The organism is Streptococcus mitis, assembly GCF_002096835.1.
In the GTDB taxonomy this organism is placed as follows: Bacteria; Bacillota; Bacilli; order Lactobacillales; family Streptococcaceae; genus Streptococcus; species Streptococcus mitis_W.
On the sequence record NZ_NCVG01000021.1, the window covers coordinates 61,536 to 77,469 of the forward strand.

The 15,934-nt window shown below is 40.2% G+C and carries 15 protein-coding genes, 1 tRNA gene and 1 riboswitch; of the genes, 5 read left to right on the plus strand and 11 right to left on the minus strand.

Annotated elements, in window-relative coordinates; genetic code table 11:
* Nucleotides 1-30 precede the first annotated feature (30 nt).
* The 5 genes from B7699_RS04570 to B7699_RS04590 are packed head-to-tail and all read right to left on the minus strand — an operon-like array spanning nt 31 to nt 3,552.
* A complete protein-coding gene (locus B7699_RS04570; protein ID WP_084927273.1) occupies nt 31-462 on the minus strand; it encodes a GNAT family N-acetyltransferase in 432 nt (143 codons plus the stop codon).
* Between the two features lies 1 nt (nt 463).
* Nucleotides 464-1,066 carry an L-threonylcarbamoyladenylate synthase gene (locus B7699_RS04575; protein ID WP_192852003.1) on the minus strand — a complete coding sequence of 201 codons (603 nt, stop codon included), beginning with the start codon at nt 1,064-1,066 and terminating at the stop codon, nt 464-466.
* Nucleotides 1,050-1,886 carry a peptide chain release factor N(5)-glutamine methyltransferase gene (prmC, locus tag B7699_RS04580; RefSeq protein WP_084927275.1) on the minus strand — a complete coding sequence of 279 codons (837 nt, stop codon included), beginning with the start codon at nt 1,884-1,886 and terminating at the stop codon, nt 1,050-1,052. The genes B7699_RS04575 and prmC overlap by 17 nt, the downstream gene beginning before the upstream one ends.
* Nucleotides 1,886-2,965, minus strand: a complete 1,080-nt coding sequence (prfA, locus tag B7699_RS04585) for a peptide chain release factor 1 (protein WP_084927276.1) — start codon at nt 2,963-2,965, stop codon at nt 1,886-1,888. Before prfA ends, prmC begins: the two co-directional genes overlap by 1 nt.
* Nucleotides 2,962-3,552, minus strand: coding sequence for a thymidine kinase (locus tag B7699_RS04590; protein ID WP_084927277.1), 591 nt, complete (start codon nt 3,550-3,552; stop codon nt 2,962-2,964). The genes prfA and B7699_RS04590 overlap by 4 nt, the downstream gene beginning before the upstream one ends.
* A 123-nt stretch (nt 3,553-3,675) precedes the next feature.
* Between B7699_RS04590 and B7699_RS04595 the strand changes: the two genes are divergently transcribed.
* Both B7699_RS04595 and mnmE read left to right on the plus strand, forming a co-directional pair.
* The gene (locus B7699_RS04595) at nt 3,676-3,858 is read left to right on the plus strand and encodes a 4-oxalocrotonate tautomerase (protein ID WP_001117401.1); all 183 of its coding nucleotides are present in this window, start codon (nt 3,676-3,678) and stop codon (nt 3,856-3,858) included.
* Nucleotides 3,859-3,995: 137 nt separating this feature from the next.
* On the plus strand, nt 3,996-5,369 hold the full coding sequence (gene mnmE, locus B7699_RS04600; RefSeq protein ID WP_084927278.1) for a tRNA uridine-5-carboxymethylaminomethyl(34) synthesis GTPase MnmE: 1,374 nt from the start codon (nt 3,996-3,998) through the stop codon (nt 5,367-5,369).
* 46 nt (nt 5,370-5,415) lie between these two features.
* On the opposite strand, the gene dapA is transcribed toward mnmE, so the two are convergent.
* From dapA to B7699_RS04620, 4 genes are all read right to left on the minus strand, one after another.
* Nucleotides 5,416-6,351 carry a 4-hydroxy-tetrahydrodipicolinate synthase gene (dapA, locus tag B7699_RS04605; protein ID WP_000121606.1) on the minus strand — a complete coding sequence of 312 codons (936 nt, stop codon included), beginning with the start codon at nt 6,349-6,351 and terminating at the stop codon, nt 5,416-5,418.
* Nucleotides 6,352-6,407: 56 nt separating this feature from the next.
* Nucleotides 6,408-7,484: an aspartate-semialdehyde dehydrogenase gene (locus tag B7699_RS04610; protein WP_084927279.1), complete on the minus strand. Its 1,077-nt coding sequence runs from the start codon at nt 7,482-7,484 to the stop codon at nt 6,408-6,410.
* A gap of 380 nt (nt 7,485-7,864) precedes the next feature.
* Nucleotides 7,865-7,937: transfer RNA gene (locus tag B7699_RS04615), tRNA-Thr, on the minus strand.
* Nucleotides 7,938-8,036: 99 nt separating this feature from the next.
* On the minus strand, nt 8,037-8,546 hold the full coding sequence (locus B7699_RS04620; protein ID WP_000737072.1) for a QueT transporter family protein: 510 nt from the start codon (nt 8,544-8,546) through the stop codon (nt 8,037-8,039).
* Nucleotides 8,544-8,640: riboswitch (PreQ1 riboswitch) on the minus strand. Its footprint overlaps the gene before it by 3 nt.
* A gap of 28 nt (nt 8,641-8,668) precedes the next feature.
* Here B7699_RS04620 and B7699_RS04625 point away from each other — a divergent pair.
* Both B7699_RS04625 and mscL read left to right on the plus strand, forming a co-directional pair.
* The gene (locus B7699_RS04625; protein WP_084927280.1) at nt 8,669-9,100 is read left to right on the plus strand and encodes a GtrA family protein; all 432 of its coding nucleotides are present in this window, start codon (nt 8,669-8,671) and stop codon (nt 9,098-9,100) included.
* Between the two features lie 84 nt (nt 9,101-9,184).
* On the plus strand, nt 9,185-9,565 hold the full coding sequence (gene mscL / locus B7699_RS04630) for a large conductance mechanosensitive channel protein MscL (protein ID WP_084927281.1): 381 nt from the start codon (nt 9,185-9,187) through the stop codon (nt 9,563-9,565).
* 40 nt (nt 9,566-9,605) lie between these two features.
* On the opposite strand, the gene hemH is transcribed toward mscL, so the two are convergent.
* Nucleotides 9,606-10,700 (minus strand): ferrochelatase, encoded by a 1,095-nt coding sequence (hemH, locus tag B7699_RS04635; RefSeq protein ID WP_084927282.1) that lies wholly within the window; start codon nt 10,698-10,700, stop codon nt 9,606-9,608.
* Between the two features lie 153 nt (nt 10,701-10,853).
* Here hemH and pepT point away from each other — a divergent pair, with 153 nt between their 5' ends.
* A complete protein-coding gene (gene pepT / locus B7699_RS04640; RefSeq protein WP_084927283.1) occupies nt 10,854-12,077 on the plus strand; it encodes a peptidase T in 1,224 nt (407 codons plus the stop codon).
* A 35-nt stretch (nt 12,078-12,112) separates the two neighbouring features.
* Here the strand turns inward: pepT and B7699_RS04645 are convergent, their stop codons facing one another.
* On the minus strand, nt 12,113-15,880 hold the full coding sequence (locus B7699_RS04645; RefSeq protein ID WP_084927284.1) for a pneumococcal-type histidine triad protein: 3,768 nt from the start codon (nt 15,878-15,880) through the stop codon (nt 12,113-12,115).
* Nucleotides 15,881-15,934 lie beyond the last annotated feature (54 nt).

Genomic DNA, 15,934 nt, shown 5'->3' on the forward strand with positions numbered 1-15,934 from the left:
TTTAGTTTGTTTTTCCAATAAGAAAATAGACTAAAAGATGCGAATAAACCGTTTCTGCATTTTATCACAAATATAACCAACTTTTTCATAAAATGCATGAGCACCCAGACGATGATCGGCTGAGTTTAAGCGGATAAACCCGTAACCACGTCTTTTTGCTTCTTCTTCCAACCCTTGTAATAAGCTTTTACCAATACCTTGACCTTGCGCTTGAGGTGAAACTGCTAAGGCTAAAATATTAAATCCTGCTTTAGAATAAAGTGATTCATAGACCTCAGCGTGGACATATCCAAGCAAGGCATGACTAGCTTCATCCTCATAAGAAAGTAAGAAATGATGTGAATTCTGAGACAGTTTAGCTAGTTGGCTAGCCGTTTCCTCTAAACTAAAAGAATAACCCAAAGCATCTTGGTTGATTTCACAAATGGCTTTCACATCTGTTTCTTGTAAATCTCTTAGCATCTCATTCCTCCTCAAAAGAAATCTCTGGCAACTGAGCAAGAATATCTTCTCGCTTAATCGCCCCTTGGCGTAAGATTTTCACCTTGTCTCCAGACAAATCCAAAATAGTTGAATCCTGTCCAGTTAGAAAAGCATCGTCTTCCAAACCCAGAACATCTTGGTCAAAATCCTTCAAAATTTGTTCAAAGGTCACGCCACTTGCCTGACCTGAGATATTGGCAGACGGTCCAATCAAGGGCCCCGTCTCTCGAATCAAATCAAGGGTAATGGGATGACTAGGCATCCGAAATCCAACAGTCGCAAGGCCAGAATTGACCCAATAGGGAACTCGGTCATTGGCTTCAAGGATAATGGTCAAGGGACCTGGTAAAAAGGTCTCTACAAGTTTTTGAAGATAAGCTGGCTGATTCTTTGAAAAGTGCAAGATATCCTCTAAAGAGGCAATATTGAGATTGAGTGCCTTGTCTCTGGGACGACGTTTAATCTGGTATACATGATTAACTGCTTTTTCGTCTAGAGCCTTGGCAAAAAGACCGTAAACTGTCTCTGTAGGTAGAACGACAGCTCCACTATTTTCCAACTCTTGTTTAATCCTGTCCATCATCAACCACAACCATCCTATCTTGACCAAATTGGTCCTTGAGTGTTCGTACTCTTTTTTCAGGAAGATGTTTCCTAAAAAGATCAGGAACACTTTGACCTTGCTTGTATCCAATTTCAAGGTAAATCTTACCACCATCTTCGAGATAGTCTTTTGCATCTTCCGCAATTCTACGGTAAATAGCTAAGCCATCCTCATCTGCAAAGAGAGCTAGATGAGGTTCCGAATGCAAAACATTCAAGCCGACCTCTGACGCATCTTTACGAGAGATATAGGGTGGATTGGAAACAATTATATCATATTTTTCAGAAATTTCTGTAAAACAGTCAGATTTTTTTAAAAATATTTGAAGATTTTGATTTTTAGCATTTTCGCTGGCTACATCTAAAGCATCTTGAGAAATATCTGCTGCTGTCACTGACCAATCTGGTCTGTTTTTTGCTAAGGCGAGAACAATAGCTCCACTACCTGTTCCAATATCCAGAACTGATAGATTCGTCTCAGGATTTTCAGCAAGGATAAGCTCCACCAACTCCTCTGTTTCTGGACGAGGGATCAATACTCGCTCATCAACTTTTAACTGCATTCCATAAAAATCTGCCTGTCCAATGATGTACTGTGCCGGTTTATGAGCTGCTAACTGTTGGAAAATTCCTTTTACAAATACTTCTTCCTCTTCCGTCACTTCCTGCTGGAGGGCAAAAACAAAGTCCGTAAAAGATAGATTTTTCAGGCTACGATAGACAAAAGAGAGGCTTTCTGCTTCCTCTCCTTGTCTTATCAATTCTTCTTCAAAATCTGAAAATAATTGAGCTAATTTCATTATTTGTTTAATTCTTCTAATTTTTGCGTTTGGTCATAGAGCACCAAGGCATCCACAACTTCATCCAATTTACCAGACAAAATGGTATCTAGTTTTTGGAGGGTTAAACCGATACGGTGGTCTGTGACACGGTTTTGTGGGAAGTTATAAGTACGAATCCGTTCTGAACGGTCACCAGTACCAATCGTTGACTTACGCTCAGCATCTTGTTCATCTTGTGCAATTTGTGCGAAGTGGTCAGCAACACGCGCACGGATGATTTTCATGGCTTTTTCACGGTTTTTCTGCTGGGTACGTTCTTCCTGCATCTCAACCTTGATATTGGTTGGCAAGTGAACGATACGAACGGCAGTCGCAACCTTATTGACGTTCTGTCCACCAGCACCTGATGCATGATAGATGTCGACACGAAGGTCTTTTGGATCAATATCGTATTCTACTTCTTCGACTTCAGGCATGACAAGAACTGTGGCAGTTGATGTATGGACACGACCTTGGCTTTCTGTCACAGGGACACGTTGCACACGATGGGCACCTGATTCGTACTTGAGTTTAGAGTAAACAGATTGACCTGAAACCATGGCAACCACTTCTTTGAAACCACCGACACCATTCATAGAGGCTTCCATAACTTCAAAGCGCCAGCCTTGGGCTTCTGCATACTTTTGGTACATGGTTAGCAAATCCCCAGCGAAAAGTGCTGCTTCATCTCCACCAGCTGCTCCACGGATTTCAAGGATAATATTCTTGTCATCGTTTGGATCTTTAGGAAGGAGCAAGATTTTCAGTTTTTCTTCGTATTCTTCTTTTTCAGACTTGGCATCTTTGAGCTCTTGCTTGGCCATTTCTTCCAAGTCCGCATCTCCACCTGATTCCTTAATCATCTCTTCGGCATCAACGATGTTTTGAAGGACTTGTTTGTACTCACGGTAAGCCGTCACTGTATCACGGCTTGAAGCCTCTTCTTTTGAGAGCTCCATGAAACGCTTGGTGTCCGAAACCACATCTGGGTCACTGAGCAACTCTCCTAATTCTTCATAACGGTCTTCTACAGCTTGTAGTTGATCATAGATGTTCATTTTTCTTCATTCTCCTTATTGATTTCAGGGGCAAAATAATGTTTACGGCAAACCGAGATATAGGTTTCATTGCCACCGATCTGAATCTGCTCACCATCATAAACGGGCAGTCCATCCTGTGTTCGCAAAACCATAGTCGCCTTTTTCTTACAATACTGGCAAATGGTCTTAATCTCATCAATCTTGTCTGCTAAGAGCAAGAGATACTTGGAACCTTCGAACAGTTCATTGCGAAAATCATTTTTCAAACCAAAAGCCATGACGGGTATATCTAACTCATCAACAACACGAGCTAGGTCATAAACATGATGACGTTTGAGAAACTGGGCTTCATCGACCAAAACACAGTATGGTTTCTCCGGTAAATCTCGGATAAATCCAAAGATATCCGTTGACTCCTCAATCGCAATGGCAGGGCGTTTCATACCAATCCGACTCGACACATAGCCAACACCATCACGCGTATCCAGAGCTGAGGTCATAATCACAACACCTTTTCCTTGCTCCTCATAGTTATAGGCCACCTTGAGAATCTCGATTGTCTTTCCAGAGTTCATGGTCCCATAACGATAATACAACTGTGCCATGTTTCTTGCTTCACGTCCATTTCTAAATTTTTGCTACATTCTAGTATATCATAATTTTCTTAAGCTTTAAACGGCAAAATGTGGTAAAATAGAAGAAATCAAAAACTAGTGGAGGAAGCTATTATGCCATTTGTACGCATCGATTTATTTGAAGGACGCACGCTCGAGCAAAAGAAAGCTCTTGCTAAGGAAGTAACGGAAGCTGTTGTCCGTAACACTGGAGCCCCTCAATCAGCTGTCCATGTCATCATCAACGACATGCCAGAAGGAACTTACTTCCCACAAGGTGAAATGCGCACCAAATAAGCTAGCTTAAGCAGAATTGCTTAGGCTTTTTCAATCTCCAAGTAGCATCCATTGAAGAAATAGTTCAAATTTGTTACAATTTGAAAAGAGACTTGGAAAAATTTCCAAGAAAAGAGCTATTTATTAAAGGAAACATTATGATTACACGTGAATTTGATACCATCGCTGCTATCTCTACTCCACTAGGTGAAGGGGCTATTGGTATTGTCCGCCTGAGCGGAACAGAAAGTTTTGCTATTGCGCAAAAGATTTTTAAAGGAAAAGACTTGAACAAGGTTGCCAGCCACACTCTCAACTACGGTCACATTATTGATCCTCTGACTGGTAAAGTCATGGACGAAGTCATGATTGGGGCTATGAAATCTCCAAAAACCTTCACTCGTGAAGATATTATCGAGATTAACACCCATGGTGGGATTGCGGTGACCAATGAGATTCTCCAGCTAGCTATCCGTGAAGGAGCTCGGTTGGCAGAACCTGGTGAATTTACCAAGCGTGCCTTCCTAAATGGACGTGTGGACTTGACTCAGGCTGAGGCGGTCATGGATATCATCCGCGCCAAGACAGACAAGGCCATGAACATCGCGGTCAAACAACTTGATGGTTCCCTTTCTGATCTTATCAATAATACCCGTCAAGAAATCCTCAATACTCTTGCCCAAGTCGAGGTTAATATTGATTATCCTGAGTACGACGATGTTGAGGAAGCCACTACTGCTGTTATCCGAGAGAAGACTATGGAGTTTGAACAATTACTAACCAATCTCCTTAGAACAGCACGTCGCGGTAAAATCCTCCGTGAGGGAATTTCAACAGCTATCATCGGACGCCCCAACGTTGGGAAATCAAGCCTTCTCAACAACCTCTTGCGTGAAGACAAGGCAATCGTAACCGATATTGCTGGTACAACTCGAGATGTCATCGAAGAATACGTCAACATCAACGGTGTTCCTCTAAAATTGATTGACACAGCTGGTATTCGTGAAACGGATGACATCGTGGAACAAATAGGTGTTGAGCGTTCGAAAAAAGCTCTTAAGGAAGCTGACTTGGTGCTGCTAGTACTAAACGCTAGCGAGCCCTTAACTGCCCAAGATCGCCAACTTCTTGAGATTAGCCAAGATACAAACCGCATTATTCTACTTAATAAAACCGACCTGCCAGAAACGATTGAAACTTCAGAACTTCCTGAAGACGTTATTCGTATTTCAGTCCTAAAAAACCAAAATATTGATAAGATTGAAGAGAGAATCAACAACCTCTTCTTTGAAAATGCTGGTTTGGTTGAACAAGATGCTACTTACTTGTCAAATGCCCGTCACATTTCCTTGATTGAGAAGGCTGTTGAAAGCCTACAGGCTGTTAATGAAGGGCTGGAACTAGGTATGCCAGTTGACTTGCTTCAAGTTGACTTGACTCGTACTTGGGAAATCCTCGGAGAAATCACTGGAGATGCTGCTCCAGATGAACTCATTACCCAGCTCTTTAGCCAATTCTGTTTAGGAAAATAAGAAAAATCCATGATCGTTCTTGCGGTCATGGATTTTATTGTCTTTATTAGTAATCTGGTCTTAAGACCCCTGTTACAGTTGCCTTAGTTGCTTCGTAGTCGCCATCTACGACAACCTTGATAATACGTTTAGCATCTTCTTCTGGTGCTGGAACTAGAGGTAAGCGTGTTGGGCCAGCTTCAAATCCCATATAGTTAAGAACAGCTTTAACTGGAGCAGGACTTGGATAAGAGAAGAGGGCATTAACCTTAGGAATGAATTTACGCTGAATAGCTGCGGCTTTCTTCATATCACTTTCTGCAATGGCAGTAAACATCTCGTGCATTTCATCCCCATTTGTATGGGATGCAACAGAAATAACCCCATCCGCACCAAGGTTCATGGCATGGAAAGCATCTCCATCCTCACCTGTATAAATCAAGAACTCCTCTGGCTTGTGCTCAATCAAGTAAGCCATATTAGCCAAGCTAGTACATTCTTTGACACCAATGATATTTGGATGATCTGCCAAGCGAAGCATGGTTTCTGGAGTCAATTCAACAACCACACGCCCTGGAATGTTATAGATAATAATTGGTAGGTCAGAAGCATCTGCAATGGCTTTAAAGTGCTGGTACATTCCTTCTTGAGAAGGTTTGTTGTAGTAAGGCACAATAGCAAGCCCAGCTGCGAAACCACCAAATTCTGCTACTTCTTTGACAAACTCGATCGAGTCACGCGTATCATTAGTACCTACACCCGCAATCAAAGGAACACGTCCATTGACAATCTTTTGTACAGCCGCAAACAACTCCAACTCCTCATCGTGGGTCAAGGTTGGGCTCTCAGCAGTGGTCCCTGCAAGGAGAATTCCGTCTGTATGATGGGCCAACAGATGCTCAATCAAGGCTGGAATAGCGTCAAAGTTGATGGAACCATCCTCGTGGAAGGGAGTAATAAAGGCTGTGATGATTTTACACTCTTTTAAATCCTGATAAGACATGAGAAACACCTCTCTATTTCAAAGAAGGAGTTCATCTGAACTCCTAAACGATATGACTATTTTAATTCAAATTTCAATTCAGCTGTTGGACGAACCAAGCCACGTTCATGAAGAGTTTCAGCAATCTGAACTGAGTTCCAAGCAGCACCTTTAAGAAGGTTATCTGAAACAACCCACATGTGGATTCCTTTTTCAGCATCCAAGTCTTTACGGATACGACCAACAAAGGTATCACGTGAACCCACTGCATTGATAGCTTGAGGATAGATTTGATGAGCGACATCATCTTCGAGAACAGCACCTGGGAAGGCTGCGATAGCTGCTTTTACTTCTTCGATTGGAGCCACTTCTTTTGTTTCAATATAAACTGACTCAGAGTGAGCTGACAAGACTGGAATACGTACACATGTTGCAGATACTGCAATGCTATCATCTTCCATGATTTTCTTAGTTTCCTTAGTCATCTTCATCTCTTCGTAAGTGTAATCATTGTCAGTGAAGACATCGATTTGTGGAAGAGCATTAAAAGCGATAGGATAATGTTTCTTGTCACCACCTGAAGGCAAGATTTCGGCATGCAAATCACGTGGGTTTACACCATCATTCAAGACTTCACGAAGTTCACGTTGTGTCTCAAGAATTGCTCCCATACCAGCACCTGAAACTGCTTGGTAAGTTGAAACAATGATACGGTCTAAGCCCCATTTTTGGCGAACTGGCTCAAGAGCTACCATCATTTGAATTGTTGAACAGTTAGGGCAGGCAATGATTCCGTTGTGAGCATCAAGTGCATGAGCATTGACTTCTGGAACAACCAAAGGAACATCTGGATTTTGACGGAAGTAAGATGTATTATCTACTACTACCGCTCCAGCTTTAACTGCGTATGGTGCATATTTAGCTGATGTAGAACCACCTGCTGAAAAGAGAGCAATATCAACTCCTTCAAAAGCTGTTTCAGTCGTTTCTTCAATCGTAATATCTTGATCTTTAAAATTCAAAGTCTTGCCTGCTGAACGTGCAGAAGCAAGTAAACGGATTTTATCGATTGGAAGTGTTGATTCTTCCAACATTTTTATCATCTGAGCTCCGACAGCACCTGTCGCGCCGACTACAGCAACTGTATATCCCATAAATAACCTCTTTCGGAATTTTCTAAAAATTTCTATAATAGATGTATTATACTACTTTTTCCATGAATTGCAAAGCATTTTCACCAATTTTTGGAAAATAAAAATCCCCAGTCGCTAGACTAGGGACTAAGAGGCATCTTCATGTGATGAGCAGGTTCACACAACTCATCAAGGTCCGCTCCTGCGTTATGACCTCCTTATGCTCAATAGTAGTCCGAAGACTACCTATCGACTCATCGCGCCTATTATATTACTAGAAATAAGTGATTTTGTCAATAAAAAATTTTTGCAGGATGACTTTTATTATACAAAAGTCAGAATTTTTTCTCGCGAGCATAAGAAAAAAACTCTTGTGTTCAAGAGTTTCTCTGTAAATATCATGCTAATTGCCGGGATTGAACCGGCGACCTCATCCTTACCATGGATGCGCTCTGCCAACTGAGCTAAATCAGCTTACCTAAAAAGTATACTACAGTTAGAAAAACTTGTCAAGTTTCCTTAGAAATTTTCTATAAGAAAAAGCCAGGTAAGAGCTACCTAGCTTATCTTCTTCTATTTGCTTAAATCGATTCGACGACCAATTTTACCGATAATAATCGCTCCAATAATCAATGAGGCAAATTCACCAATTCCTGTTGTGAACCAAGTAAGGAAAAATGGTAATTGCGCTACGATATTCAACTCTGCAGCGATAGTAAACATGGAAATTGAAAAGAGGATTGAAAAGAAGAAATGATCTTTTCGAATCAATCCGTTAAAAAGGTAATCTTTGCTGTATTTTGCAAAAAGCCAAACACCTAGACTGAGGAATACCAAGGTTGATCCACCACCAACAAAGACATCTAGCAGTCCGAAACTAAAGAAATTAGCAATCATACAACCGATGGTAACTCCGATGATGTACTTAGGATTGTAAAAAGCCATAAAGTTCATCATTTCTGAAATACGGAACTGATAAGCGCCATAGCTAATGGCATTTAGAGGCGGTGTGACAGTCAAAACGACGTAGATAGCAGCGACGATTGCAATATCTGCAACATCACGAATAGTTAATTTTTTCATCTTTTCTCCTTTGGCGGTTTCCCGCGTATAATATGCTTGGTGAAAGAAGCTAAGCACCAAGGGTTGATTTAATCAACCTTACTAGTATAGCATAATAGCCTGCTTTATGCTATACTAAAAGCATGAAAAAACGCATTCAAAGTCTCTTCGTGAATGAGCTCTTAGCCTATCTTTTTTTTGGAATAGCAACTACTCTTGTCTCCATTCTATCTAGATTAGTCATTTATCAACTAACACACAAAGAACTTCTCGCTACTGGACTAGCAAATATTATCGGTATCCTCTTTGCCTTTATCACAAATGATACAATCGTGTTTAAGCAAGCTAGGGAGAATTGGTCAATCCGTTTAGTAAAATTTACTATAGCACGTCTTTCTACTTTTCTTTTAGACTTGTTTTTAACTTTTCTCTTTGTAACTCAGTTTCCTAATATTATCGGGCAATTTGTAAATAATAATATTAATAAGGTAAATAGTATTGAAACAGTTATTGCACAATTCTTAATAATTATCCTCAATTACATTTTTAGTAAGGTATTTATTTTTAAAAAATAAGAAAAAATTTAAGCATATAGCTTGCAAGAGATTCTTAATTAATATATAATTAAGAGTAAAAATTTTTTGAAAGGGAAAATGAAAATGTTAAAAGATCTTAAAGCATTTTTGCTTCGTGGTAATGTTGTTGACCTTGCTGTCGGTGTGATCATTGCCTCTGCTTTTGGTGCAATCGTTACATCACTTGTTAACGATATCATCACTCCACTTATTTTGAATCCAGCCTTGGAAGCTGCGAAAGTACAAAACATCGCTGAGCTTGCTTGGAATGGTGTTACATATGGTAAATTCTTGAGTGCTGTTATCAACTTCCTAGTTATCGGTACTGTTCTCTTCTTCGTTATTAAAGGTATTGAAAAAGCTCAAAGCCTTACTAAGAAAGAAGAAGCTGTTGAAGAAGCTCCAGCTGGTCCAACTGAGTTGGAAGTACTTCAAGAAATCAAAGCCCTTCTTGAGAAAAAATAAACAATTAAAAGGATATAGCGTAAAGCTAAATCCTTTTTCTTTACTCTTTCGGTAACTTGCCTGCTTTCTCAAGCATTTTTTTGATAAGATATGGCATCTTAACATTTTCACGACCTTTTTTCTCAATCAGTTTTTTCACAAACTCCGGCATTTGTAAATCTTCTGATTCGGCCAAAATGTTTTTAGTCTCATCTGACGGAACTAACTCATCAAAGGTTTCTTCTTCTGGGAGAAATTCCTTAAACTCTTTGTTCTCATTAGCTCTGACGGTATTGACCAAGGCATCAATCAAGCGAGAATCCGTATTTGGCATTGGTGGTCGATGGTAGTTCACACCCAATTCTTGACACAAGTCATAACATTCCACATCGTTGTCAAACAAGACCTCAATATGCTCACTGATGAAACTAATAGGTACAAAAATATAATGGTCTGGATGTTCTGTCTGTTCTCTGAGATACTCCAAAACATCTGGCTTAATCCATGGAATACCAATATCACTTTCACTCTGCCAAGTGTTGGTATATTGCTCGGAACTCAAACCTAGTTTTTCAGCGACTAGCTTGCTATTTTCAAAAATTTGATCGATATAAGGATCGCCAAAATCCAAGGCAAAAATGGGTACACTATGGGCTGAAAAGATGACTTTAAAGCTATCCTGCTTCACTTCATCTTTTAAAATCTTAGCAATTTCATCTGCCCAATAGTTTAGCAAGGCCTCTTCTTGATACCAGTCCTTAATGACCAAAAACTGAATTTGCTTGCTTTCTAAAAATTTCTCATAACCCATGACAGAGTAAAAAGAATAATGAGGCTCCAAAATCAAGCAAATACATTGCTCGATTCCGTCTGCTTCCATCTGACCAATCACGTCTGGGATAAAGGGTCTAGAAAACTTATTGGCAAAATAGACACTATATTCATTTCCTAGCCTAGCTTCTACCAAGGCAACCTCTTCACGCGTAATTCTTTGCAGAGGCGTGCCTCCAATTCGTACATAATTATCATAGAGAGTTTGAATCTCGTGGTCTTGAGGTCTCACTCCACGACGAATATTTGTGAAAAAATCAGCCACACCTTCAAAGGTAATCTCTTCTGGCGAACCGAAAGTCATCATTAAAATTGCTTTTTTCATAATCGCTTCCTTGTGATATTTTTATCAAGTTTATTTTATCATTAATTCGTTGATAAGTAAACGCCAACATAGCGAATTTCTCTAACTTCAGTCTTTTGTTTTTCTCTCTTTTCTATGATACAATGGAAAAAATGAATTCAAAAGGAGTTTTTTATGACTTATCCCAATCTCTTGGACCGATTCCTAACCTATGTTAAGGTTAACACGCGCTCTGATGAACACTCTACTACTACTCCAAGTACGCAGAGTCAGGTAGATTTCGCAACCAATGTTCTTATTCCTGAAATGAAACGTGTTGGACTACAAAATGTTTATTACCTACCAAATGGTTTTGCAATTGGGACCTTGCCAGCCAACGATCCATCTTTAACACATAAGATTGGCTTCATCTCCCACATGGATACTGCTGACTTTAATGCCGAAGGAGTCAATCCACAGGTAATTGAAAACTACGATGGTGGTGTGATTGAACTTGGAAATTCTGGTTTCAAACTCGATCCAGCTGACTTTAAGAGTCTTGAGAAATATCCAGGACAAACGCTCATCACAACAGATGGAACAACCTTGCTAGGTGCTGATGACAAGTCAGGAATTGCTGAGATTATGACTGCCATTGAATATCTGACTACCCATCCTGAAATCAAACACTGTGAGATTCGTGTTGGTTTTGGTCCAGATGAAGAAATCGGTGTTGGTGCTAATAAATTTGATGCAGAAGATTTTGATGTTGATTTTGCCTACACAGTTGATGGTGGCCCACTAGGTGAACTTCAGTACGAGACCTTTTCAGCAGCGGGTGCTGAATTGCATTTCCAAGGACGCAATGTCCACCCTGGTACCGCAAAAGGTCAGATGGTCAATGCCCTTCAGCTAGCAATTGATTTTCACAATCAACTTCCAGAGAATGACCGACCTGAGTTAACAGAAGGTTACCAAGGCTTTTATCATCTAATGGATGTGACAGGTAGTGTCGAAGAGGCGCGTGCAAGCTACATCATTCGTGATTTTGAAAAAGATGCCTTTGAAGCGCGTAAAGCAGCTATGCAGTCAATCGCTGATAAGATGAATCAAGAACTTGGTAGCGACCGTGTCACCCTAAACTTGACAGACCAGTACTACAATATGAAAGAAGTCATTGAAAAAGACATGACTCCAGTTACCATTGCCAAAGCAGTTATGGAAGATTTGGGGATCACTCCTATAATCGAACCAATCCGTGGAGGGACAGACGGATCTAAGATTTCCTTTATGGGAATCCCAACTCCTAATATCTTTGCAGGAGGAGAAAATATGCACGGACGTTTTGAATACGTCAGCCTTCAGACCATGGAACGTGCAGTTGATACCATCATTGGTATCGTAGCTTATAAAGACTAAAAAGACGAGGTAGCTCAGCTACTTCGCCTTTCTGTTTATTCTGCTGGTTTTTCTTGATTTCCAGTACTTGTTGTAGATTCTATTGTCTCCTTTTCTGAAGCTGATTCAGCAGGTTTAGAGTCTGTTGTGTTGTTTGGTTTGTTTTCGTCCCTTGCAGTTTCACTGTTAGATTCTGCAGCTACGCTTGGTCGGTTCTCAGCACTGGTGTTCTCAGCACTGGTGTTCTCACCATTTGCTTCAGTATTTGTTGCTGGAGTTGCTTCTTCACTTGCGCTTGATTTTGACTTGATTTCTTGATTCAAGACCAGAATAGCTTTTGTCAATTCAAGTAAAGCAGCCTTATCTTTGCTCTTAGCAGAAAGTTGATCTAGTAATGCATCCACCTTATCAAAGTCCGCATCAGAACCCTTATTGTTTTCTAAGTAAGCGTGAAGTGACATGAGGATATCGTAAAGTTTTTGATAGAGTACAAGTGTCTGAGGATCTTGCTCAGCATTTTCTTTCTCTTGTTGAAGAGCGCTAGCAATACGAGTCAAGACATCTTTTACCTGACTATTTACTTCATCCAAGTCTGCATCAGTCTTGTTTGTAGCAACTTTGAGATTTTCTACTTCTTCTGCCAAGGATTGTCTGATTCCTTCTTCTTGGATTTGTTCCAAGAGTTGATGTGCCTTGCTCAAGAGGCTTTCTACCTCTTCCTTGCTAACATGATTGACATGCTCTTCAGGCATAAAGTCTCCATACAATTCTTTCAAGAAGCCATAAATAGCTGTCTTGGCACTTTGATTATCAACTTTTTCAGTATCTAGAACTGTCTGACTTGATTTCGCAGTAGTTGGCTGAGCTTTCAACGCTTCTTCCACTTCTTGTTTTGCCTGATATATACTTGGGAATAATTTGTTCAATTCTGCTGCCTTAAGGAAGGATTGAGATTGATACAAAGTCCAAGTCAACTGAGCTACTTTGTTTCGAAGTTCATCACTCAAACGACCGTCATTTACGTGTTCGTAGAAGTACTTGATGTATTCTACAGTTGTAACACCTGTTCGGTCATTAAAGTCTTGCAAGGCTTGAAGTTGTGATTCAACCGCTGCTAAACCAGCCTCATCTTTTGCCAACTTAGCTTCTTGGAGTCGAACGAGAAGGTCTTTCTTTGGAAGTCCAAAAGTGTCTGTATCCAGTGTATTGATTTTATCAATCAAGGCTTGATATTTCTTATCTAGAGCACTGGTTTCAACAGGTTTGACACTTTCATCAATATGGATATATTGCTTATCAAAGAGATCAAGGGTTGCAAGATAACCTGCTGTAGAGTTAGTTGCCAGTTTCTTCATGTTTTCAGTAAACTGGCCTAAAGCTAACTCAATCTGTCTTTGTTCGATAGGCTTGTCTTTGTAGATACTTCTGCTATCAGCTAGAAGTTGATCTACTTTTTCCAAGACTGCCTTCTCATCAAAAGCTCCAGGTTGATAATTGGATTGTAGGGCTGGAATCTTGTTTTTCAAAGCCACTTCATATCCCTTAGTTTGAACCTTGATGTAGTGATTGTGATCGCCATGAGGAATCACAAAACTACCATTTTCTACCTGTAAGCTATAAGGAGACACACCATCTCGCAAAGCAGTGGTATAGAGTTCATTTAGGAAATCAAGTTCTGGATTGCCAGTTTGTAGCGGAAGACGCACATGTTCCTTACGAACAGCATATGGGTGGATATGAGTTGGATCGTAGGCTTGGTCTGGATTTCCAAAAACAAAGAATCCGTTTGAAATTCTAATCGCTTCAAGTGGAACTCCGTATGTTTTAGAAATATAAGCAATTTTTTCTTCATCGCTAGCATCTCTTGAGAAAGACTCTACTGTTTTAGCAAGAGGTTTTACAGGTTCTGCATCATGATGTGTTTTCAGATGATCCTGTGCGGCCTTAATTTGCTCTGCTGTCAAATCTTTCTTGAAGAAGTAATGATTATGATCACCATGACTCATGACAAATCCTTGATCATCCTCACTTATGACACGATCGGCATCAAAACCGTGATCATGGTCTTCATCATGATGGTGTCCATGATGATCTTCATCGTGATCGTCATCATGAGCTGGATTTGGTGTTGCTGTATTTGCCCCTTTCAAGTGGTCTTGCGCTGCCTTGATTTGATCAGCAGTCAAATCCTTCTTGAAGAAGTAATGGTTATGATCACCATGACTCATAATAAAGCCTTGATCATCCTCACTTATGACACGATTAGCGTCAAAACCGTGATCATGGTCTTCATCATGATGGTGTCCATGATGATCTTCATCGTGATCGTCATCATGAGCTGGATTTGGTGTTGCTGTATTTGCCCCTTTCAAGTGGTCTTGCGCTGCCTTGATTTGATCAGCAGTCAAATCCTTCTTGAAGAAGTAATGATTATGGTCGCCGTGACTCATGATAAATCCTGCTTCATCTTCCGCAATAATACGATTGGCATCAAAGCCGTGACCTTCTTCTTCATGTTCCTCATGTGAAGCACCTGGATTGACTGGAAGAGATGGCGAAGGTGCTACTAGACCATTGTTAGGAAGAGTCGGTTGACCAATTTGATTCTCCTTAAGGATGTAATGGAAATGATCACCATGTCTTACAATATAAGCTGTAGCTGTTTCTTCAACGATATCTTTTGGATTAAAGATATAGCCATCAGAAGTTGAAGAGAGTTCCTTACTTGTCGTTGAAGAAGAAGGATTACTTGAAAGACTTCCAAGACTAGACGCTACTTTATTAGGTTTTTCATTTGTAGAGACCGTAGAACCAGTTCCACCGATAGGCACCATTCTAGCAATCTTTTCTTCTAAAGGAGAGAGTTTGCTGTAAGGAATAAAGTGATAATGATCGCCATGCGGAATCGCAACTCCATTTGGTGTACGACTGATAATCTTAGCAGGGTCAAAGACCAAACCATCTGATTCACTGTAACGTTGGTCACTAGGTGAATCATAGAGTTCCTTCAAAAGACTTTGGAGATTCTCAACTTTGCTTTCTGGCTTGCTAGTTGAGCCTTGCTCTATAGCTTGAGTATTATTGGCACTAGCTGTTGAAGAATAGCTTAGCTGACTTGGTTGCGTATTTTTACCAGCCAGATGAGCTTTTGCTGCTGCTAATTCACTAGCAGACAAATCACTTTTTGGAATGTAGTGATAGTGTCCTCCGTGAGGAACGATATAAGCATCACCAGTATCTTCAATAATATCAGCTGGATTAAAGACATAACCATCATCTGTCGTATAGCGTCCCTGAGACCTTGCTACAGCAACATCAGAGCTGACCTTCTCATTATCTTTGACGTGTTCTTGTTTTTGACGATTGATTTCATCTTTGGTTCGAACATTATCAGCATGAGCTGCATCTTTCAGGTAAACATAATATTTTCCATCGACCTTGATGATATAACCACCCTTGACCTCATTGACAATATCTCCATCCTTAAGTTGGTAGTTTGGATCCTTCATCAAAAGTTCTTCACTAAAGAGGGCATCATAAGGAACTTTCCCATTATAGTAATGATAGTGATCACCGTGTGACGTCACATAGCCCTGATCTGTAATTTTGATGACAATTTGCTCAGCCTGAATTCCTTCTTTCTGGCTAACCTGATCTGGTGTCAAGTTTTCACTTTTCTGACTTGACTGGCTGCCATCCACATAAGAAACACGATTATTGTCTTTATTTTCCTGCGAACGATGCTGGTTCAGTGCATAGACACAAAGACTCAAGGATACGATAACAGCTGATCCAGCTGCTATATACTTTTTACTGAATTTCATAAATCCCTCATTTCAATAAATGATGAAGCTTTTTCTTAACTTCTTTTTATCGGT

What these genes read in the sequence shown, in the direction of transcription:
- B7699_RS04570 (WP_084927273.1), bottom strand. Translation starts at nt 462, where the DNA reads ATGCTAAGAGATTTACAAGAAACAGATGTGAAAGCCATTTGTGAAATC.
- B7699_RS04575 (WP_192852003.1), bottom strand. Translation starts at nt 1,066, where the DNA reads ATGATGGACAGGATTAAACAAGAGTTGGAAAATAGTGGAGCTGTCGTT.
- prmC (WP_084927275.1), bottom strand. Translation starts at nt 1,886, where the DNA reads ATGAAATTAGCTCAATTATTTTCAGATTTTGAAGAAGAATTGATAAGA.
- prfA (WP_084927276.1), bottom strand. Translation starts at nt 2,965, where the DNA reads ATGAACATCTATGATCAACTACAAGCTGTAGAAGACCGTTATGAAGAA.
- B7699_RS04590 (WP_084927277.1), bottom strand. Translation starts at nt 3,552, where the DNA reads ATGGCACAGTTGTATTATCGTTATGGGACCATGAACTCTGGAAAGACA.
- B7699_RS04595 (WP_001117401.1), top strand. Translation starts at nt 3,676, where the DNA reads ATGCCATTTGTACGCATCGATTTATTTGAAGGACGCACGCTCGAGCAA.
- mnmE (WP_084927278.1), top strand. Translation starts at nt 3,996, where the DNA reads ATGATTACACGTGAATTTGATACCATCGCTGCTATCTCTACTCCACTA.
- dapA (WP_000121606.1), bottom strand. Translation starts at nt 6,351, where the DNA reads ATGTCTTATCAGGATTTAAAAGAGTGTAAAATCATCACAGCCTTTATT.
- B7699_RS04610 (WP_084927279.1), bottom strand. Translation starts at nt 7,484, where the DNA reads ATGGGATATACAGTTGCTGTAGTCGGCGCGACAGGTGCTGTCGGAGCT.
- B7699_RS04620 (WP_000737072.1), bottom strand. Translation starts at nt 8,546, where the DNA reads ATGAAAAAATTAACTATTCGTGATGTTGCAGATATTGCAATCGTCGCT.
- B7699_RS04625 (WP_084927280.1), top strand. Translation starts at nt 8,669, where the DNA reads ATGAAAAAACGCATTCAAAGTCTCTTCGTGAATGAGCTCTTAGCCTAT.
- mscL (WP_084927281.1), top strand. Translation starts at nt 9,185, where the DNA reads ATGTTAAAAGATCTTAAAGCATTTTTGCTTCGTGGTAATGTTGTTGAC.
- hemH (WP_084927282.1), bottom strand. Translation starts at nt 10,700, where the DNA reads ATGAAAAAAGCAATTTTAATGATGACTTTCGGTTCGCCAGAAGAGATT.
- pepT (WP_084927283.1), top strand. Translation starts at nt 10,854, where the DNA reads ATGACTTATCCCAATCTCTTGGACCGATTCCTAACCTATGTTAAGGTT.
- B7699_RS04645 (WP_084927284.1), bottom strand. Translation starts at nt 15,880, where the DNA reads ATGAAATTCAGTAAAAAGTATATAGCAGCTGGATCAGCTGTTATCGTA.